This window comes from Nocardiopsis potens DSM 45234, assembly GCF_000341105.1.
GTDB classification, from domain to species: Bacteria; Actinomycetota; Actinomycetes; order Streptosporangiales; family Streptosporangiaceae; genus Nocardiopsis_A; species Nocardiopsis_A potens.
This window is the reverse complement of record NZ_ANBB01000077.1, coordinates 1-19,232: the sequence shown is the minus strand read 5'-3', so window position 1 is coordinate 19,232 and position 19,232 is coordinate 1. Positions and strand designations below refer to the sequence as shown.

At 74.1% G+C, this 19,232-nt stretch carries 19 protein-coding genes; 9 read left to right on the top strand and 10 right to left on the bottom strand.

Features of this window, described 5'->3' with window-relative positions; genetic code table 11:
* Nucleotides 1–947 precede the first annotated feature (947 nt).
* Nucleotides 948–1,580: a YigZ family protein gene (locus D459_RS0127630; protein ID WP_017596235.1), complete on the bottom strand. Its 633-nt coding sequence runs from the start codon at nucleotides 1,578–1,580 to the stop codon at nucleotides 948–950.
* Between the two features lie 116 nt (nucleotides 1,581–1,696).
* Between D459_RS0127630 and D459_RS0127625 the strand changes: the two genes are divergently transcribed.
* From D459_RS0127625 to D459_RS0127610, 4 genes are all read left to right on the top strand, one after another.
* The gene (locus D459_RS0127625; protein ID WP_017596234.1) at nucleotides 1,697–3,271 is read left to right on the top strand and encodes a cation:proton antiporter family protein; all 1,575 of its coding nucleotides are present in this window, start codon (nucleotides 1,697–1,699) and stop codon (nucleotides 3,269–3,271) included.
* Nucleotides 3,268–3,960, top strand: a complete 693-nt coding sequence (locus D459_RS0127620; protein WP_017596233.1) for a helix-turn-helix transcriptional regulator — start codon at nucleotides 3,268–3,270, stop codon at nucleotides 3,958–3,960. Before D459_RS0127625 ends, D459_RS0127620 begins: the two co-directional genes overlap by 4 nt.
* Nucleotides 3,961–3,994: 34 nt before the next feature.
* On the top strand, nucleotides 3,995–4,480 hold the full coding sequence (locus tag D459_RS0127615) for a DUF3291 domain-containing protein (RefSeq protein WP_040711403.1): 486 nt from the start codon (nucleotides 3,995–3,997) through the stop codon (nucleotides 4,478–4,480).
* A gap of 70 nt (nucleotides 4,481–4,550) precedes the next feature.
* Nucleotides 4,551–5,219 carry a superoxide dismutase family protein gene (locus D459_RS0127610; protein WP_017596231.1) on the top strand — a complete coding sequence of 223 codons (669 nt, stop codon included), beginning with the start codon at nucleotides 4,551–4,553 and terminating at the stop codon, nucleotides 5,217–5,219.
* A gap of 127 nt (nucleotides 5,220–5,346) precedes the next feature.
* On the opposite strand, the gene D459_RS0127605 is transcribed toward D459_RS0127610, so the two are convergent.
* Together D459_RS0127605 and D459_RS0127600 are read right to left on the bottom strand one after the other, a co-directional pair.
* A complete protein-coding gene (locus D459_RS0127605) occupies nucleotides 5,347–6,093 on the bottom strand; it encodes a YidC/Oxa1 family membrane protein insertase (protein WP_017596230.1) in 747 nt (248 codons plus the stop codon).
* Between the two features lie 110 nt (nucleotides 6,094–6,203).
* A complete protein-coding gene (locus D459_RS0127600) occupies nucleotides 6,204–6,518 on the bottom strand; it encodes a DUF6412 domain-containing protein (protein WP_017596229.1) in 315 nt (104 codons plus the stop codon).
* Nucleotides 6,519–6,958: 440 nt separating this feature from the next.
* On the opposite strand from D459_RS0127600, the gene D459_RS0127595 reads away from it, so the two are divergent.
* Nucleotides 6,959–7,276, top strand: a complete 318-nt coding sequence (locus D459_RS0127595) for a hypothetical protein (RefSeq protein ID WP_017596228.1) — start codon at nucleotides 6,959–6,961, stop codon at nucleotides 7,274–7,276.
* Nucleotides 7,277–7,340: 64 nt separating this feature from the next.
* On the opposite strand, the gene D459_RS0127590 is transcribed toward D459_RS0127595, so the two are convergent.
* The 4 genes from D459_RS0127590 to D459_RS0127580 form a co-directional block, all read right to left on the bottom strand.
* On the bottom strand, nucleotides 7,341–8,873 hold the full coding sequence (locus tag D459_RS0127590) for a sensor histidine kinase (protein WP_017596227.1): 1,533 nt from the start codon (nucleotides 8,871–8,873) through the stop codon (nucleotides 7,341–7,343).
* Nucleotides 8,866–9,216 (bottom strand): winged helix-turn-helix domain-containing protein, encoded by a 351-nt coding sequence (locus tag D459_RS33085; RefSeq protein WP_017596226.1) that lies wholly within the window; start codon nucleotides 9,214–9,216, stop codon nucleotides 8,866–8,868. Before D459_RS33085 ends, D459_RS0127590 begins: the two co-directional genes overlap by 8 nt.
* A gap of 217 nt (nucleotides 9,217–9,433) precedes the next feature.
* Nucleotides 9,434–9,955 carry a C40 family peptidase gene (locus D459_RS33080; protein ID WP_017596225.1) on the bottom strand — a complete coding sequence of 174 codons (522 nt, stop codon included), beginning with the start codon at nucleotides 9,953–9,955 and terminating at the stop codon, nucleotides 9,434–9,436.
* Nucleotides 9,956–10,194: 239 nt separating this feature from the next.
* Nucleotides 10,195–10,797, bottom strand: a complete 603-nt coding sequence (locus D459_RS0127580) for a TetR/AcrR family transcriptional regulator (protein ID WP_017596224.1) — start codon at nucleotides 10,795–10,797, stop codon at nucleotides 10,195–10,197.
* Between the two features lie 269 nt (nucleotides 10,798–11,066).
* Here D459_RS0127580 and D459_RS0127575 point away from each other — a divergent pair, with 269 nt between their 5' ends.
* On the top strand, nucleotides 11,067–12,680 hold the full coding sequence (locus D459_RS0127575; RefSeq protein ID WP_275041869.1) for an MDR family MFS transporter: 1,614 nt from the start codon (nucleotides 11,067–11,069) through the stop codon (nucleotides 12,678–12,680).
* Between the two features lie 207 nt (nucleotides 12,681–12,887).
* Here D459_RS0127575 and D459_RS0127570 read toward each other — a convergent pair whose 3' ends face one another.
* Both D459_RS0127570 and D459_RS0127565 read right to left on the bottom strand, forming a co-directional pair.
* A complete protein-coding gene (locus D459_RS0127570) occupies nucleotides 12,888–13,337 on the bottom strand; it encodes a GNAT family N-acetyltransferase (RefSeq protein WP_026120816.1) in 450 nt (149 codons plus the stop codon).
* A gap of 169 nt (nucleotides 13,338–13,506) precedes the next feature.
* Complete coding sequence (locus D459_RS0127565) at nucleotides 13,507–14,886, bottom strand: hypothetical protein (protein WP_017596221.1); 1,380 nt, start codon at nucleotides 14,884–14,886, stop codon at nucleotides 13,507–13,509.
* A gap of 356 nt (nucleotides 14,887–15,242) precedes the next feature.
* Between D459_RS0127565 and D459_RS0127560 the strand changes: the two genes are divergently transcribed.
* Both D459_RS0127560 and D459_RS0127555 read left to right on the top strand, forming a co-directional pair.
* Complete coding sequence (locus tag D459_RS0127560; protein WP_017596220.1) at nucleotides 15,243–15,779, top strand: gamma carbonic anhydrase family protein; 537 nt, start codon at nucleotides 15,243–15,245, stop codon at nucleotides 15,777–15,779.
* A 169-nt stretch (nucleotides 15,780–15,948) separates the two neighbouring features.
* Nucleotides 15,949–16,188, top strand: a complete 240-nt coding sequence (locus D459_RS0127555) for a hypothetical protein (protein WP_017596219.1) — start codon at nucleotides 15,949–15,951, stop codon at nucleotides 16,186–16,188.
* Between the two features lie 177 nt (nucleotides 16,189–16,365).
* On the opposite strand, the gene D459_RS0127550 is transcribed toward D459_RS0127555, so the two are convergent.
* On the bottom strand, nucleotides 16,366–18,546 hold the full coding sequence (locus tag D459_RS0127550) for a (Fe-S)-binding protein (RefSeq protein ID WP_017596218.1): 2,181 nt from the start codon (nucleotides 18,544–18,546) through the stop codon (nucleotides 16,366–16,368).
* Between the two features lie 362 nt (nucleotides 18,547–18,908).
* On the opposite strand from D459_RS0127550, the gene D459_RS33075 reads away from it, so the two are divergent.
* A partial coding sequence (locus D459_RS33075) for an Hsp70 family protein (protein ID WP_152523134.1) occupies nucleotides 18,909–19,232 on the top strand: 324 nt, incomplete at its 3' end.

Below are 19,232 nucleotides of genomic sequence, written 5' to 3'. Positions count from 1 at the left end.
AGGTTCAGACCGGCGGCGACGGCAGCGGTAGGGGCGGGGCGCAGGCGGTCGCCCGGGCGCGGAGCCCCACGGGGCGAGGGTTCAGGCTGGCAGCGAGGGTGGCGGTGGGGACCGGCTGGTCGATCGGGTGCGGCAGAGCGGGGTGGGGCGGTCGGGGTGGTCCGGTGTGGCGGGTTCGCCGTGCCCGTGTCGCCCGGGCGTCGTGGCCGCCGCCTCCGAAACCGCTACCCCTCTCTGACCTGGGTGAATACGCAGGGTGATGGCGGTGTGGGGCGCCGTGCGCACCGCGAGAGCACCCCGGTGATTCCTGGGCGCGCATCCCGGCCCGGATCGGCCCCCGAGGGGCTCGAATCACCCTGATCGGGCCGGTGATCGGGGGTTCGTGCCGCCCGGAAGGCCGGGAGGCAGGGGCCGGAACCCGGGAAGAGGAGGGGCGGGGGCGGAATGTTGCATTCGTCCCCCCGCCAGGCCCTGCCTTGGCCACTCTGGGTGACCAGCGAGGGGGCGGCGGGCCCTGGGGGCTTACTACTCGCTGGTAGATGTCATCGGGCCTGCCGTGGAGGTGCGCAGGGCGCCCCCGCCCCCGCCTGATCCCTGCTGCAAACCGGGCATAGGGGGATACGGCCCCCTGGTGGGCGCGTGCGGGACCGGCCGGGGCGCCCGGCCCCGCCCCTGCCGTCGCCGCCCGTCTTGACCTTCGCCCCGCGAGGCGCCACGCCCGACCGACCGGCCGGTCCCCCTCCCGCCCTCGCCGCCCGCTTGAACCTGCACTCCGCGAGACGCCGCGCCCGGCCGGAGCGCCCGGCCCCGCCCCTGCCGCTGCCGTCGCCGCCCGTCTGAACCCCCGCCCCGCGAGGCGCCGCGCCCGACCGACCGGCCGGTCCCCCTCCCGCCCTCGCCGCCCGCTTGAACCCCGTCCCGCGAGGCGCCGACGTCAGGCACCGGGGTCAGGCGCCGGGATCAGGCTCCACTTCGACCTCGGCGGTGCCGACGACCTCGCTGACCGCCTGACCGGCGGTCGCTTCGGCCAGCCAGGCCTCGAAGCCGGCCAGCCCGTCCTCCGGCAGGGCGACGTCGATCCGGACGTCGGCGCCGTACTCCACCGAGCGCACCGTGTAGGGCGAGGACCTCAGGTCGCTTTCGAGCCGGCCGGCCTGCAGGTAGTCGGCCATCACCGCGACCACGAGCAGCCGGCGCCGCTCCAGCACGCCCAGTTCGTCCACGGCCGCGGAGACGGCCCCGCCGTAGGCGCGGATCAGCCCGCCCGCGCCCAGCTTGATCCCGCCGAAGTAGCGGGTGACCACGGCGACGGCGTCGGTGATCCCCCGGTGCCGCAGCACCTCCAGCATGGGCACCCCGGCAGTACCGGACGGCTCCCCGTCGTCGCTGGAGCGCTGCACGCCCCCGTCGGGGCCGAGCACGTAGGCGGTGCAGTTGTGCGCGGCGCTCCAGTGCAGCCGGCGCCGCTCCGCGATGAACGCGCGGGCCTGCTCCTCGTCCCCCACCCGGGCCATGGCGCAGATGAACCGGGACTTCTTGATCTCGAGCTCGTGCTCGCCGTCGCGGCTGATCGTCCTCATATCCGGAACCGATCGTACGCGCCCGGGGCGGCGGGGCCGCGCGGGTCCGCGGCGACCCGGCGGAACCGGCCGCGCCACCTGGGCGAACAGGGGTGTCAGGGCGGAACCTGAGAGATATGGAACCCGCGTTCATCATCGCCGCGTTCGCGGGCGGCCTCGCCGCCCTCGCGCTCCGCCTGCCCCCGCTGGTGGGCTTCCTCGTCGCGGGCTTCGTGCTCAACGCGCTGGGCCATGAGCCCACCCCCGCCCTGGAGGCCGTCGCCGACCTCGGCGTCGCCCTGCTGCTGTTCAGCATCGGGCTGAAGCTGGACGTGCGCGCGCTGCTCCGCCGCGAGGTGTGCGGGACGGCCGCGGCGCACCTGCTGCTCAGCATGCCGCTGCTGGTCCTGCTGCTCACCGGGTTGAAGGCGGCCGGGCTGGTGCTGCTGCACGGGACCGGGTGGGCGGCCCCGCTGCTGCTCGGCTTCGCGCTCTCCTTCTCCAGCACCGTCTTCGCGGTGAAGGTGCTGGACGAGCGGAGCGAGGCCAGGTCGCTCTACGGCCGGCTGGCCATCGGCGTGCTGGTGGTGCAGGACGTCTTCGCCGTCGTGTTCATCACCGCCGCGGGCACCGGGCGGCCGGAGGTGTGGGCGCCGGCGCTGCTGCTGCTCGTGCCGCTGGCGCCGCTGCTCCGCCGCCTGCTGGACCGGATCGGCCACGGCGAGATGCAGGTGCTGTTCGGGGTGTTCGCCGCCCTGGTGCCCGGGTACGCGCTGTTCGCCCTGGCCGGGATCAAGGGCGACCTGGGCGCGCTGGTGCTGGGGGCGCTGCTCGCCCCGGCGGCCAACTCGGTGCCGCTGGCCAAGGCGGTCTTCGGGCTCAAAGACCTCTTCCTGGTCGGGTTCTTCCTCTCCATCGGCCTGACCGCGATGCCGGAGCCGGACTCGCTCGGGCCGGCGCTGGCCCTGCTGCTGCTGGCACCGCTGAAGGGCGCCCTGTTCACCGCGCTGTTCCTGGCCTTCCGGCTGCGCGGGCGCACCGCGCTGCTGGCCGGGGCGGCACTGGGCAACTTCTCCGAGTTCGGGCTGATCGTGGGTGCGGGCGCGGTGGCCCGGGGCTGGCTGCCCGAGGAGTGGCTGGCGGTGCTGGCCCTGGCCGTGGCGCTGAGCTTCATCGCCGCGGCCCCGCTGAACGCGCGCGGCGAGGCGGTGTACCACCGGCTCGCCCCCTGGCTGCAGCGGTGGGAGCGCGCCGTTCCACTGCCCGGCGACCGCCCGATCGACATCGCCGGCGCCCGGGCCGTGGTGCTGGGCATGGGCCGGGTGGGCTGCGGCGCCTACGAGCGGCTGCGGGACGCGCACGGCCTGCCCACGGTGGGCGTGGAGCACGACCCGGCCGCGGTGCGGCGGCTGGACGCGCGGGGGTACCGGGTGGTGGAGGGGGACGCCGCCGACCCGGACTTCTGGGCCCGGTTGGAGCTCTCCACCGAGGTGGAGCTGATCGTGCTGGCCATGCCGAGCGGGCGGGGCAACATCGCCGCTCTGGACGGCCTGCGCCGGGTCGGCCACCGGGCGGTGGTGGCGGGCGTGGTCGCGCACGCCGAGGAGCTGGACGAGCTGCGCCGGCGCGGCGTGGACGAGGTGCACCACATGCACGCCGAGGCGGGCCGGGCGATCGCCGACGACGCCGTGCGGCGGAGAATGGGCCGATGACCGACGATTCCGTGATCGACGCCGCCGGGCTGCTGGCCGACCCGACCCGGCGGCGGCTCTACCGCTACGTCACCGAGCAGGGCGAGGCCGGCCGGGCCGAGGCCGCCGACGCCCTGGGCATCCGGCGCACCCTGGCCGCGTTCCATCTGGACCGGCTGGCCGAGGCCGGGCTGCTCGCCGTGGAGCTGCGCAAGGTCTCCGGGCGCGAGGGGCCGGGGTCGGGCCGCCCGGCCAAGCTGTACCGGCGGGCCGACCGGGAGTTCGGCCTGCACCTGCCGCCGCGCGACTACGCGTCGGCGGCGCACCTGCTGGCGGAGGCGGTGGAGCGGTCCGGGGCGGAGGAGGCGCTGTACGCCGCGGCCCGGGAGGAGGGGGCGCGCCGGGCCGCGGAGCGGGGCGCCGATGCGCCGCGGACCCGCGAGGAGCTGGCCGAGGTGCTGCGCGGGTGCGGCTACGAGCCCGCGGCGGAGGGCGGCCGGGGGGCGCTCCGGCTGCGCAACTGCCCGTTCCACTCGCTGGCCGCCGCCCACCCGCCGCTGGCCTGCGGGATGAACCTGGAGCTGCTGCGGGCCCTGGTGGCGGGGTACGGCACCGGGTTCACCGCGCGGATGGCCCCGCGCTCCGGGGAGGGGTGCTGCGTCGAGATCGTCCCGGATTCCGCCGCCGACTCTAAAAACAATGAGGATTGACATAGAAGCCGGGGGCGTGCTCTGCTTGGGCGCCATGAGCGCCTTCCACCTCGCCCAGATCAATCTCGGACTCCTCAAGGCACCACTGGACGACCCGGCCATGGCCGAGTTCACCGCGGCCTTCGCCCCGATCAACGCACTGGCCGACGCGAGCCCCGGCTTCGTGTGGCGCTACACCGACGAGGGGCGCGACGACGCCACGCTCACCCGCCCCTTCGGCCCCGACCTGCTGATCAACTTCTCGGTCTGGCGGGACCTGGAGTCGCTGTGGGACTTCAGCTACCGCACCGACCACCTGGACCTGCTGCGCCGCCGCCGGGAGTGGTTCGACCACCTGGACGGGGTGCGGCTGGTGATGTGGTGGATCCCCGCCGGCACCGTCCCCACCCTCGGCGAGGCGGGCGAGCGGATGGAGCTGCTCCGCGCACAGGGCCCCACCGCCGAGGCGTTCACCTTCCGGACCCCCTTCGGCCCTCCCGCCGCCGCCCCGGATCCGGCCGCCCCCGGGGCGCGCACCTGACGCATTCGCCCGCTCACTTTGGGTAGCGTTGGATCCGACCGCCGCTCCGCCGACCCGGGAGTGATCCACCGTGACCCTGAAGCGAACACTCGCCGCACTGGCCCTGCCGCTGCTGCTGGCCGCAGGCTGCGGCGGAACCGACGACGAGGACACCGGCGGGGGCGAACCCGGGGTGCCCTCGCCGACCGACCCCGGTGCCGCCGACGGAGGCGGCGGGGAGGACGGCGGGGGCGGCGAGCGCACCATCGCCCAGGTCTCGGAGGTCTTCGAGCCCTACTCCGAGGGCGCGGCCGCGGTCACCTACGACGAGGAGATGGTCCCCGAGGGCTCCCGCGTCGAACTCACCATCGCCTCCGGTGACGAGGACGGCGAGGAGGAGCCGGGCACCGAGTTCGCCCTGGAGGTGTCCGGCCTCCAGGGCGACCACGACTTCGGCGCGCACATGCACACGGAGCCGTGCGGCGCCGAGCCGGACGACTCCGGGCCGCACTACCAGGACCGCAAGGACCCCGAGCAGCCCTCCACCGACCCGCGGTACGCCAACGACGACAACGAGGTCTGGCTCGACCTGCGCACCGACTCCCGGGGCGACGGCGACTCCGACACCGACGTCGACTGGTCCCCGCGCCCGGAGGAGATGCGCTCCCTGGTCATCCACGCCGAGCACACCAAGACCGCCGAGGGCGAGGCCGGCATGGCCGGCGACCGCCTGGCCTGCGCCAACGTCGAACTGAAGTAGACCGCCGGTGCGGCCCCGCCCAGGCCGGTCGCCGGGGCTGGGCCGCACCGCAGCACGGCGGCCGATTCCCGCCGGGGCGCGGTAGGGGCGCGGGGCGCGGGCGCGCGGCCGGACGTCCGGCGGCCGCTCAGACCTCGACCACGCGGCGCAGCACCAGCCGCTCGGCCACCGTCCAGGTGCCGCTCACCGCCAGATAGAGCCCGGCGGCCAGCGGGACGAACGCCACCGCCGCGACGGTCATGAACGGCAGGTAGCCGATCAGGCCCGCCCCCGGCAGGGCGGGGGCCGCCCCGCCGGCCGCCTCCGCGGCGGCCGCGTTCTCCCGCATCGCGGGCAGGGTGAGGAAGCGCCGGGTCGCCCACGCGGCACCGGCCGCGACCAGCATCAGCACCGCGAACACGGCGACCGCGACCGGCCCGGTGGAGAGCGCGTCGGACAGGGTCGAACCGAGCGGGGCGCCGCCCAGCTCGTGGCCGAGCAGCCCGCTCTCCGCGCCGCCCGCCCCGAAGCCGGCGAACAGCCCGTAGAGCACGATGAACACCGGGGTCTGGGCGAGCATCGGCAGGCAGCCGGCCAGCGGCGAGGTGCCCTCCCGCTGGAACAGCCGCTGCTGCTCCTCGGCGAGCCGCCGCGGGTTCTTCCCGTGCTTCGCGTGCAGCTCCCGGATGCGCGGCGCGAGCCGGGCCCGCTGCTTCTCGCCGCGGACCGCGGCCCGGCTGAGCGGCAGCAGCGCCAGCCGGACCAGGACGGTGAGCGCGACGACGGCGGCGGCCGCCGCGGCGCCGCCGAAGATCGGGGTGAGTGCGCCGGTCAGCGCGGTGACGACGGTCGATGCCAGAGCGATGGCGGCCGCGATCGGGCCGAAGCTGTACATGGTCGGTGGAGCCCCTTCGGACGGGTCGGACACGGGTCGGACCTGAAGAGGCCGCCGGACCGCACCGGTGGGCGCGGAGGCGCGAAGGAGAAGAGGACCGGAGCGCGCGGTCAGGCGGCCGCCGGGGCGGCGCCGGGCGCTCGGGGCCGGGGTTTGCCCGGTGTGTCGGGCGCGATCGCGGGGGCGACCGGGGTGCGCTCGGCGCGCCGCCGCAGGGCGTCGCCGAGGGATCCGGCCCCGTCCAGCGGGGGCCAGGTCGCGATACCGCGCACCGCGGCCCAGGCCAGGGCGGCGCCGACCGCGACCACCGCCAGCAGCGCGACCCCGCCGAGCGCGGGCGCGGTGCCGGTGAACAGCTCCGGAGCGGAGTCGGTGCCGAGCAGGGCGGGGAGCAGCGTGTAGAGGAGCGCGTGCAGCAGTGCCATCGCGTCCCCTCTCTTCCGTCCCCGACCGGAGCCGCACTCCGCGGCCCCGCATCCTCCGACGCGGAACCGGCCGCAGAAGTTCCCGCCGGGGGCGGCACCCCGGATCCCGGGGCCGGAGGACCGCCCCCGCCGATCCCCGGACCGGGCCGCCCTCCGCTGGGGACGGAAGGCCCTCCCCCATCGGGCCGCCCGGAACCGGGAGCCGGGCCGCACCCGCCCCTGCACCGCACGCCCCGGGTGCACACCGGCCCCGGAACCCGGACGGGAGCGGACCGCCGGCTCGGTCGAGGGCGGTGCGCCGGGGCCGGGCCGGAGCCCGGTGGAGGAGAGTCCGTGCAGGTGGATCCGGCGACACGCCTCTACCTGAGCGCGCCGATCACAGTCCGGTGTCAATAATGACATTGAGTGATTATCGTCCCCGCGACCAGAGGACTCCCACCGTGCCCATCCGCCCTGAGCACCTCGCGACCATGTCCGCCAGCCTCGCCGGCGCGCGGATCGGCAGGAACACCGGCGACGGCCCCACCCGGACCGTGGCCGTCGTCTTCGAGAGCGGCCACCGGCAGGAACTGGAGGAGGGCGGCTGCCGGATGCTCGACGCCGGGCAGGGCGGGGTCGTCTCGCTGGAGGCCGACGCCGGCACCCGGTTCGCCCTGTACTCCGGGACCAGCTGCCAGGGGGCCAGGGCCATCGCCACCGGGACCGGGTCGGCCTCCTTCGGCACCCCGGTCTTCGCCGGGGCCGTCGTCCTCGGCTGACCTCCCGCCCGCTCCGCCGCCCCGTCTCCGTCCTGCGGGGCGGCGGTCCTCTGCCCGGGACCGGTCAGGGGCCCGGCCGGCCGGCGCCGCCCTCCTCCGGGAAGGAGAGCCGGACCAGGGTGCCGCCGCCCTCCGGGCGCTCGGCCCGCACCGACGCGCCGCAGGCCTCGGCGACCTGGGCGACGATGGCCAGCCCCAGCCCCGACCCGGGCAGCGAGCGGGCCGACGGCGAGCGGTAGAACCGGTCGAACACGTGCGGCAGGTCCTCTTCGGGGATGCCGGGGCCGCGGTCCCGGACGGTCAGCTCGGCGCCGGCCGGTCCGGTCCGCGCCTCCGGTCCGGTCGGTCCGGCCGGTCCGGCCGATCCGGTCGGCGCGTCCGGTCCGCCCGGGGCGGGGGTCGGGGCGTCCGCGGCGTTCGGGGCTTCCGGAGCGGCCGTCGGTCCGGCCGGGACGGGGCCGCGCAGCCGGACCTCGATCGGTCCGGCGCCGGCGCCGAACTTGGCCGCGTTGTCCAGCAGGTTGGTGACGGCCCGGGCCAGCCGCTCCGGCACCGCCTCCACCACGGCCGGCTCCAGCCGGAGCTCGAAATCGGCCCCGGGGCGGTTCCGGTGCTGCTCCCCGGCGCAGTGCCGGACCAGCTCGTCCAGCCGGACCGACTCGGCCGGGCGGTCCGGGCTCTCCCCGCGGGCCAGCTCGATCAGGTCGTTGACCAGCCCGGTCATCGACGCGGTCTGGCCGCGCAGGGTCTGCACCAGCCGGGCGCGGCGCTCCGGCGGCAGGTCGCGGGCGAGCAGGTCGATGTTGGCGCGCAGCCCGGTCAGCGGGGTGCGCAGCTCATGCGAGGCGTCGGCGACCAGCCGGCGCTGCGCCTCCGCCGAGGCCTCCAGTTCGGCGAGCATCGTGTCGAAGCTCTGCGCCAGCCGGGAGAGCTCGTCCCGGCCGGGCAGGCCGATCCGGTGCCGGGGGTCGCGGGTGGCGGCGATCGTCTCGGCGGTGCGGGTGAGCCGCTCCACCGGCCGCAGCCCGGCGCGGGCCACCGCGTAGCCGAGCAGCCCGGCCAGCGCCGCCCCGCCGGCGCCCGCCGCCGCCAGCCGGACCCCCACGTCGGCCACCGAGCGCTCCACCTGGTCGGCCCGGACCGACACCTGCACCGCCCCGCCCCCGTCGAGCGGGGCGACGTAGCCGCGGATCGGGACGTCGCCGATCCCGGAGGCGGTGTAGAACGGGCCGGACTCGCCGCGGGCCGCCGCGAAGGCGCGCTGCGGCACCCACGGCGTGTCCGGGCCGGGCTCCGGGTCGACCTCTCCGTCGGCGCCGATGATCTGCACGCAGCTGGGCGCGGTCAGGTAGAGGCATTCGGCGGAGCCGATCCAGTCGGCCTTGCCGATCTGCCGCTCCACCCGGGTCGCCTCGCGGCGCAGGCTCAGGTCGAGCGAGTCGTAGAGCTGGTCCCGGACGATCAGGTAGCCCACCGCCGTTCCGGCGACCACCGCCGCGGCCACCGCGCCCGCGGTCGCCGCGGCCAGCCGGACCCGCAGCGGCCACCGCCGCCAGAACGCCCGCCCGGCCGGCTCCGGCTCCCGTCCCTCAGCCACCGCCCCGCCCCTGCTCCGCGGTGCGCTCCTCCAGCACGTAGCCGACGCCGCGGACGGTGTGCACCAGCCGGGGCTCGCCGCCCGCCTCCAGCTTGCGGCGGAGGTAGCCGATGTAGACCTCGATGGAGTTGGAGCCGGGGCCGAAGTCGTAGCCCCACACGTGGTCGGCGATGGCGGACCGGGGCACCACCCGCCCGGCGTTCCGGGCCAGCACCTCCAGCAGGGCGAACTCGGTGCGGGTGAGCTCGATCAGCCGGCCGCCGCGCCAGGCCCGGCCGCCGCCGGCGTCCACCTCCAGGTCGGCGTAGCCGATGGAGGACGTCGCCGCGGCGGTTTCTCTCACCGAGTTCTCAGCTTCGCCGCGGAGACTGCTTCCGTGGGCCGCCGCCCGCCCGGGGCGTCCGCGGGGGTGGACCCCGGGCCGGGCGGCGGTTTTCAGACCGCGGCCGTTTCGGGGCCGGTGCCGGTGCACCGCGCCCGGGGGTCGGCGGGGAGGGCGATTCCGCCGCGGCCCCGGTTTCGGACAGGCCCTATTTCCGCCTCCGAACGCGGGTCGGAGCTCATGAGATCCGCCTGGCGCCGGTGAAGTGAGCGTCGAAGTAATCGGCCATCCGAACCACCTGAATTTTCTTTCCGGAGCTGGGCGCGTGCACCATTCGCCCGTCGCCGAGAGCGATGCCGACATGCGACGGCCCCGAATAGAAGAAGACCATGTCGCCTTTTCGCAGCCGGCTCCGCTTCACCCCGCTCCCCTTCCGGTACTGGTCGTGGGTGGTGCGCCCGACGGACCGGCCGGCCTTCTCGAAGGACCACTGCACCAGGCCGGAGCAGTCGAAGCCGTCCGGCCCGCGACCGCCGTACCGGTAGGGCTTCCCGACCTGGTCGAGGGCGTACTCGGCGGCCTTCTCCGCCACCGCCGAGGCCGAGGCCTCCGGGGCGGCGACCCCCTCCGCGGCGCACAGCGCCAGCACCGCGGATAACACGATGCAGGTGCGCACGGGCACCCCGGGTTTCCCTTTCCACCGGATGCCCTTGTCCGGATTTCTCCACTTGATGCCCGCTTCTTCGGCGATCGACTGCATTTCTCCTCCTGAATACCGGCGAGACGGCCCGCCCAATGCGGACCGGCCCGCTTGGCTCCACAGCGAAACACAGCGCGAACCCGATTTCGGAAAAGCACTAACGCAGGGCGTGTCTTTTCGATTCTTGGAAAGAAGAACGGAAAGGAAGGGTCAAGGAGTACGGCACGGCCTGGCGCCCGGTCCCCGTTCCGGCGAGGATCGGAAGGTTTCCGCGGCCCCGGGGGCCCGGCGGCGCCGCCTCAGGCCGCGCCCGCCCCCGGGTCCTCCTCCAGGCAGACCTCGATGATCCGGGCCAGCCGGCGGATCAGCCGCTCGGCGTCGTGCTCGGCGAGCGAGCCGGCCCCTTCGATCCGGCGCACCAGTCCGACGCCGAGCAGCAGCGACGCCGCCAGCGAGGCGCGCGCCCGGGCGTCCGGGCCGCCGAGCGCCTCGGCCAGCGGCCCGATGATCGCGTTGCGCAGCCGCTCCTGGTGGACCGAGACCAGGTCGGGGTCGCCGGCGGAGTGCTCCAGCGCGCGGGAGAGCGGGGTGCCGCCGGCCAGGACCCGGTTGACCACGTGCTCGGCGAGCCTGCGGGGCAGCCCGGCGCGGTCGCCCTCGATGATCCCGGGGAAGGCCGCCTCCTCGGCGATGACCTCGGCGAGCAGCCCGCGCTTGGCCCCGAAGTAGCGGTTGATCAGGGCGACGTTGACCCCGGCGTGCGCGGCGATCCGGCGTGAGGAGACCTGCGCGTAGCCCTCGCTGGTGAACAGCTCCCGAGCGCTGTCCAGAATGCGCTTGCGGGTGGCCTCCCGGTCGCGCGGCCGCCCGGGGCACCTCTCCCCGGCGTCCGCCTGGTCCATCGCACGCTCCCTCTGCTCCGGCGGTGCGGCCGCGCCGGCCGGGCCGCCCTGGTCACCCCCATGGAACCACGCCGGGGCAACCGATCCATAACGCGCGGACTTGACAAGTCAACAGCGTTTACTTATACCGGAGAGGGACAATCGCCCCTTCTCACCCCGTTTCACCCGACCGCTTTCCGGCGGCCCTTCAGTGTGCCCGGGGACGAGCGACCGCCCGGGGCCGTGTCCGCAGAGCCGTTTTCCAACCATCCGTGTCGAGGGGGACGCACGTGACAGAACAGGTGGCCGCGGGCCGGGCGGAACAGGGGCCCCGCCCGTCGGGAGCCCCGGCCGAGCCGCCCGCGCCGAACTACTCCAAGCGCCAGGTCATCGAGATCCTCGCCGGGCTGATGCTGGCGATGCTCACCTCGATGCTGACCACCTCGATCGTGGGCACCGCGCTGCCCACGATCGTCGGCGAGCTGGGCGGCCAGGACAAGCTCTCCTGGGTGGCCAGCGCGACCCTGCTGACGATGACCGCCTCCACCCCGCTGTGGGGCAAGCTGTCCGACATCTGGGGCCGCAAGCTGCTGTTCCAGACCGCCCTGGTGATCTTCATCGGCTCCTCGGTGGCGGCCGGCTTCGCCCAGGACATGACCTGGCTGATCGCCGCCCGCTTCGTGCAGGGCATCGGCGCCGGCGGCCTGGCGACGCTCCCCCAGGTGATCCTGGGCGACGTGGTCGAGCCCCGGGAGCGCGGCCGCTACTCCGGCTTCCTCGGCGCGGTCTTCGGCGTCTCCACGGTGGCCGGCCCGCTGCTCGGCGGGTTCCTGGTGGACAGCCCGCTCGGCTGGCGCTGGTGCTTCTTCATCACCGTCCCGGTCGCGGTGGCCGCGTTCATCACCATCCAGCGGCTGCTGCACCTGCCGACCCGGCCGCGCGGCGGGGCCCGGGTGGACTGGTGGGGCGCGACCTGCATCGTCGGCGCGGCCAGCGCGGTGATGCTGGTGCTCAGCCTGGGCGGCAAGGAGTTCGCCTGGAACTCGGCGCCCACCTACCTGTTCGTCGCGGCCGCGGTGCTGCTCACCGCGCTGGCGGTGGCCGCCGAGCGCCGCGCCTCCGACCCGATCCTGCCGCCCCGGCTGTTCCGCAACCGGACCTTCCTGGTCGCCTCGGCCGCCTCGGCCGCGGTCGGCATGGCGATGTTCGGCGTGATGATCTACTTCCCGCAGTACCTGCAGATCGTCAAGGGCATGAGCCCGACCGCCTCGGGCCTGATGACGCTGCCGATGGTGCTCGGCATGCTGGCCGCCTCGATCAGCTCCGGGATGCTGGTCAGCCGGACCGGCAAGTGGAAGGCCTACCCGGTCGCCGGGATGGTGCTGGTGGTCGCCGGATACCTGGTGCTCTCCCGGCTCCAGGTCGACTCCGCCCTGTCCATGGTCGGCCTCGGCGTGCTGCTGATCGGGCTCGGCCTGGGGCTGTCCATGCAGATCCTCATCCTGGCCACGCAGAACGCGCTGGCCCGCGCGGACATGGCCGCCGCGACCTCGGCGGTCTCCTTCTTCCGCAACCTCGGCGGCGCGGTGGGGGTGGCCGCGTTCGGCGCGGTGATGACCAACCGGCTCCACTCCGAGCTGGGGCGGCTGGCCGAGCAGGCGGCGCAGCGGGCCGAGCAGGCCGCGGCCGCCGGGCGCCCGGTCCCCGAGGCGCCGAGCGTCTCCGAGTCGGCGCTGGGCTCCCCCGACGCGATCCACGCGCTGCCCGCCGCCGCCCAGGACGCGGTGGTGACCGCGTTCAACAACTCGATGCACACCGTGTTCCAGCTGGGCGTGCCGATCGCGGTGGTCGGGTTCGTGCTGGTGCTGTTCTTCAAGCAGGTCCCGCTCCGCTCCGGGCGCTGACCCCGGCGCAGGGCCGGCCGCGTTGAGCCCAGGACCGTTTCTCTTCCCCTGGTCCCCGGCCCCGCGCCCACCACCGTCGTGGTACCGCCGCGATGACGTCTCGACGAGGTGAGCGCGCCCGACCCGGGTGGGTATTGGGCCGATGCCTCGACTCGGGCAGGGGCGGGGACGAGTCGGACAGGACGATGACCTGTTCGAGGCCGGCGCTCATAGGTAGCGGCGGACGACCTCGCCGGATCCCTCGAAGCCGACGGACCGGTAGAACTCGGGGGCGGCGTGCGCGCTCTCGTGCGAGACCAGCTCGATCTTGTAGCAGCCGGCCCGGGAGGCGCGGTCCACCGCGTCCTCCATCAGCGCCCGGCCGACGCCCTTGCGCCGCGAGGCGGGGTCGACCACCAGGTTGTCCACCACGCACCAGGGCTGGGCGTCGTGCGTCAGGTTGGCGACGACCAGCAGGTCCAGGGTGCCGATGATCTGCCCGCGCCGCTCGGCGACCAGCACGGAGCGGTCCGGATCGGCCTCGATCCGGGTCCAGGCGCGCACCGCGGCCGAGGACATGCGGACGGTGCCGCTCTGCTCCGGCGCCCCGTCGCCGAGTTCACGCAGGAGGCGCAGGATGGCACCGAGGTCAGACCTAATGGCCGCGCGGATAATCATGGCTTCCGGAATCGTAGCCGACCGGGCGTGACATGGCCGACGCAGGCCTATAAGTCGGGACACGGACCGGGGCGCCCCGGTCCGGGGGGCCGCCGGGGCCGGGACGCGCTCGTCCCGGCCCCGGCGTCCGACATGCCCCCGGGTCGCCGCGGTCGCGGCCGTCCGCCCCTCAGGGCTTGATGATGCGGACGCCCTCGGTCTGCTCGTGCGCCTGCGGCTTCTGCGGAGCCGCGGGGCGCTGGTGCACGGAGGTGGCCCCCGGGTCGCCCGCGGGCTGCTGCTGGGCCGGCTTCGGGGCCTGCTGCGCAGCCGCTTCCGGCGGAGCCGGAATGGTGTAGCGGGCGCCCTGCGGCTGCGGCTGCGGCATCGCGGCGGCGGAGTTCTCCTGCTCCGCCGGCTTCTGCACGCTCTGCGGGTTGATCCGGATGGTGGCCTCGTCCGGGGCCGGCTCCGCCTGGGCGGGCTTGGCCGGCTGCGCGGGCTGGGCGGGCTTGGCCGGCTGCGCGGCCTGAGCCGGCTGGGCGGGCTGCGCGGGCTTGGCCGGCTGCGCCGGCCGGGCCTGCGGGCCGGTGCCCTGGGCCTTGGCCGGTTCCTGCGGGCCCGTGCCCGGCGCGGCGGCCGGCCGGGCCTTGGCGGGCTCCTGCGGCCCGGTCCCCTGGGCCTTCGCCGGAGCCTGCGGCCCCGTGCCCTGCCCCTGCACCTTGGCGGGAGCCTGCGGGCCGGTGCCCTGGGCCTTCGCCGGAGCCTGCGGCCCCGTGCCCTGCCCCTGCGCCTTGGCGGGGGCCTGCGGCCCGGTCCCCTGGGCCTTGGCCGGCTCCTGCGGGCCCGTGCCCGGCGCGGCGGCCGGCTTGATCTGCGGCTTGCCGCCCGGGGTGGTGGTCTCCTCCCGGGACAGGCCCGCCTCCAGCGGACCGGAGTCCGTCTCCGCCTGGAGCAGCTCGGCGAGGGTCTGGTGCATGTCGCCGAGGCGGCGCACCGCCTCGTTGTGCGTGGCGGTCAGCGTGGCCAGGCGGCGGTCGGCGGTCTCGTGGATCTTGGTGGCGCGGGCCTCCGCCTCGTCGATCCGCCGCTCGGCCTCCTTCTCGGCCTGGCCGCGCAGCTGCTCGGACTCCTGCTTGGCGGTGGCGACCAGGTCGTTGGCCTCGGAGCGGGCGCTGGAGAGCACGCGCTCGGCGTGCTCCTCGGCGTCCTTGCGGGCCTTGGCGGCCTCCTCCTCGGCCTTGGCCCGGATGGCCTCCACGTCGTTGTCGACCTTGGAGCGCTTCTCCTTGGCCTCCTCCTCCGCTATCCGGAGGATGGTGGCCATGCGCTCGCTGATCTGCTCGTGCTCGGGCTTGGTCGCGGCCTTCTCGCGGGCCTCGGCGAGCTCGCGGCGGAGCTGCTCCAGCTCGTCGTGCGCGCGGGCCAGCCGCTCCTGGAGGTCGCGGATGTGGTTGTGGTTGCGCACGATGAAGTCGTCGACCTGGCGCTTGTCGTAGCCCTTGCGGACGCTCGGGAACGCCTCCTCGCGGAGGAGGTTCGACACGATCTCTGAGTTCTGCTCGTTCATGTCCTAATCAACCGGGTTGGCGGCATGTCGGGGAAGGTGATCCGTTCCCTCCGCCCATCATTCCCATAACATCCCGAATACGCATCAGCGACTCTCAAGTCTCACGAATCGGAATCATCGGGGACGCGGGGCGGGCGGACCCGGGTCGTACGCGAGGCGCGGCCGCGCAGGGCCGGAAGGCCGCCTGCTCGCCTTCCCACCGCCCGGCCGATTACTAAGGTATGCGGGATCGGCGGTGCGCGGGGCACTCGGAGGGTATTCCTTCCGCCACGGAAGCCTCCCCCCGCCACCATGGCCGCATCCGCCGCGAGGCGGGCGCGGCCGTGTCCGGACAGCGAGCACGAGGAGCGGCAGAGATGACGGGTCCCCTGGTGGGCGACGCCCCGTTCGGCACCCCGGAGATCCACCCGGAGGCGTGGATCGCCCCGGGCGCGGTGGTGGTCGGCCGGGTCAGGATCGGCGCGGGCAGCAGCGTCTGGTACGGCTCGGTGCTCCGCGCCGACACCGAGGACATCGTCGTCGGCGAGCGGTGCAACGTGCAGGACCAGTGCGGGCTCCACTCCGACCCGGGGGAGCCGGCGGTGCTGGAGGACCGGGTCAGCCTGGGCCACCAGGCGATGGTGCACGGCGCGGTGGTCGAGGAGGGCGCGCTGATCGGCATCGGCGCACGGGTGCTGGGCGGCGCCCGGGTCGGCCGGGGCGCGCTGGTCGCCGCGGGGGCGCTGGTGCCGCCGGGGAAGACGGTGCCGCCGGGGACGCTCTGGGCCGGGGTGCCCGGCCGGGTGGTCCGCGAGCTGACCGACACCGACCGCGCGCTGTTCGCCGAAACGCCGGAGAAGTACGCGGGCTACGCGGCGCTGCACCGGTCGGTGACCTGGCGCGAAGAGCGCTGAGCGCCCGGTCCCTGTTGACTACCCGGAGCGGATCCGAATGGTCCTAACGGGTCATGTTCACCGACGCTACCCGGGCGTAACCTGAGTCGACATCCGGGTCTCCCCGCCCGGTGGCCGGTCCGGCGCCTCCTCTCGGCGCCCCCGGCCGGCTCGACGGAGGTGCGCGCGATTGGAACCCGACATCGACGCGCGCCTGCACGACCACGAGGCGATGGAGGAGATCGAGCTCTACGCCGACGTGCTGATCGCGGTCGCCGGGGTGGACCACTCGCTGAGCACCGCCGAGCTCGACCGCGTCCTGGGCGTCTCCCGGCACGAGCGCCGCGAGCGGCACGACCGGCTCGATGGCCCCGGCCCGCACGCCGGCCGGCCGCGCCGGCGCACCGCCCGCGGCAGGCGCAGGCGCTAGCCCGGGGCCGCTCCGGCCCCTCGCGCGGCCGACTCCGCGGCGGCCGGGGCCCTCGGAGCGCTCCGCCGCCCCGACCGCCGTGCCCGGGCGGGCCGCCGGCCGGGGAAAGGCGACGGGGAGGGCGCGCCCGCGGCGCGCCCTCCCCGTTCCGCGCCGGTCCCCCGGCGGCCGAACGCGCTAGGCGTTCTCCTTCTCCTGCTCCTCCCCCTTCGGGGCGTCGCCCTTGATCGAGCGGAGCAGCAGCTGGGAGACGTCGACGACCTCCAGGGTCTCCTTCGCCTCGCCCTTGGACTTCTTCTCGTTGATCGCGTCACCGAGCATGACCTGGCAGAACGGGCAGGCCGTGGAGACGGTGTCGGGGTCGGTGGTCAGCGCCTCGTCCACCCGCTCGGTGTTGATGCGCTTGCCGATCCGCTCCTCCATCCACATCCGCGCGCCGCCGGCGCCGCAGCAGAAGCCGCGCTCCTTGTGCCGGTGCATCTCCTGGGTCTTCACCCCGGGGACCTGCGCCATGATGTCGCGCGGCGGGGTGTAGACCTTGTTGTGCCGGCCCAGGAAGCAGGGGTCGTGGTAGGTGATCTTCTCGTCGATCGGCTGCACCGGGGTGAGCCGGCCGTCCTCCACCAGCTTGGACAGCAGCTGGCTGTGGTGGACCACCTCGTACTCGCCGCCCAGCTGCGGGTACTCGTTGCCGAGCGTGTTGAAGCAGTGCGGGCAGCTGGCCACGATCTTGGTCGCGCCGATCTCGTTGAGCGTCTCCACGTTCTGCTGCGCGAGCATCTGGAAGACGTACTCCATGCCCAGCCGGCGGGCCGGGTCGCCGGTGCAGGCCTCCATGCCGCCCAGCACGGCGAACTTGACGCCGGCCATGTGCAGCAGCTCCGCGATGGCCTTGGTGGTCTTCTTCGCCCTGTCCTCCAGGGCGCCGGCGCAACCCACCCAGAACAGGTACTCGGTGCCCTCGGGGAGCTTGTCCTCCACCACCGGGACCTCGAAGTCGACCTCGGAGACCCAGTCGAGGCGCTTGTCCTCGGCCATGCCCCAGGGGTTGCCCTTGTTCTCGAGGTTCTTCAGCAGGGTGTTGGCCTCGGAGGGGAAGCTCGACTCGATCATCACCTGGTAGCGGCGCATGTCCAGGATGTGGTCGATGTGCTCGATGTCCACCGGGCACTGCTCGACGCAGGCGCCGCAGTTGGTGCAGGACCAGAGCACGTCGGGGTCGATGACCCCGCCCTCCTCCTCGGTGCCCACCAGCGGCTTCTGCAGCAGGGCCAGCACGTCGACGCCGGCGTGCGACTCGTCCTGCTTCTCCGCCAGGGTCTCCTCGGTGATGCCCTGGAGCAGGTACGGGGCCTTCTCGTAGGCGTGCTCCCGCAGGTCCATGACCAGCTTCTTGGGCGAGAGAGGCTTGCCGGTGTTCCACGCCGGGCACTGCGACTGGCACCGGCCGCACTCGGTGCAGGTGGTGAAGTCGAGCAGGCCCTTCCAGGTGAAGTCCTCGATCTTGCCGACGCCGAACGGGTCCTCGTCCGGGTCGGCCTCCTCGAAGTCGAGCGGCTTCTCGCCCTTGGCGTCCATCATCGGCTTGGCCGGGCCGAGCGCGGGGGAGCCGTCGGTGTTCCGCTTGAAGTAGATGTTGACCGGGGCGGTGAACCGGTGCCAGCCCACGCCCATGGTCAGGAAGACCGCCAGGGCCATGAAGAACAGCCAGGAGATGATCAGCTTGAAGGCCGCGACTACGGCCAGCAGCGGCTCGCTGGCCGGCATGACCGCGCCCACCGCGTGCGAGACCGGGGTGGCCCACACCGGGAACGCGAAGTCGTCCATGGCGACCTTGATCCCGCGGATCAGGAAGATCGAGACCAGCAGCAGGAAGATGTAGGCCTCGACGTAGTAGGCCTGCCAGGACCGGGAGTTGGCGAACCGGGAGGCGCGCCCCAGCCGCTTCGGGTTCTTGACCTGGCGGTAGACGGCCAGTCCGACCAGCGCGATCAGGCTGAGCGCGGCGATGGCCTCGATGGCCAGGCCGTAGATCGTCCAGTCGTGGATGATCGGCAGGTGGAAGTGCGGGTCCCACACCTCGCCGTGCGCCTCCGCGACGGTGAACGCCAGCAGCGGGAACGACACCATGACGAACCAGTGCGCGACGCCGATCCAGCGCCACTTGAGCATGCGCGTGTGCCCGAGCGTCTCGATCAGCGTGTTCGTCAAACGCCGCCCGAAGGGGCCCTTGCGCTCTTTCTCCACCGGGCGGCCGACGCCCACGATGCGCACCATCCGGCTGACGCCGACGGCGAACATCCCGAGCCCGACCACGGCGAAGAGGGTCGTGATGACCCCCAGAACGATGTACAGCATCGCCCGCGGCCTCCCATCCTGCAGTTTCGTCGGGTCCGGTGCGCCACACACCGGATCCCCCAAGCATGTTACTAGCGGGTAATACCACGCCGGGCCCCCGGCCCGCCCCGTGCGCCGCGGCACGCACCGGGGCGCGCCCGCCGCCCTGTCCGGCGATCCTCTCGAACCCCCGGGTCAGAGGTTCGGCCGGGTTCGCCCAATCATCCTGGAAAAGTTCGCCCCCTCGGGAACATCCTCCCCCTCCACCGCGTTGAAGCTCATGACACCGACATTGAGTCGGGTCGACTCAAGTCATTTGACAGCCCGCTGCGGACGAAGCAAACTTACGCCCGAAGCACTCAACCTTGATGGAGGACGTACTCATGGCACGTGCGGTCGGCATCGACCTGGGAACGACGAACTCGGTCGTCTCGGTGCTGGAGGGCGGAGAGCCCACGGTCATCGCCAATGCCGAAGGCGCGCGGACCACGCCGTCCGTCGTCGCCTTCGCCAAGAACGGCGAGGTGCTGGTGGGCGAGGTCGCCAAGCGGCAGGCGGTGACCAACGTCGACCGGACCATCCGCTCGGTCAAGCGCCACATCGGCACCGACTGGTCCACCGAGATCGACGGCAAGACCTTCAACCCGCAGCAGATCAGCGCGTTCGTGCTGCAGAAGCTCAAGCGCGACGCCGAGGCCTACCTCGGC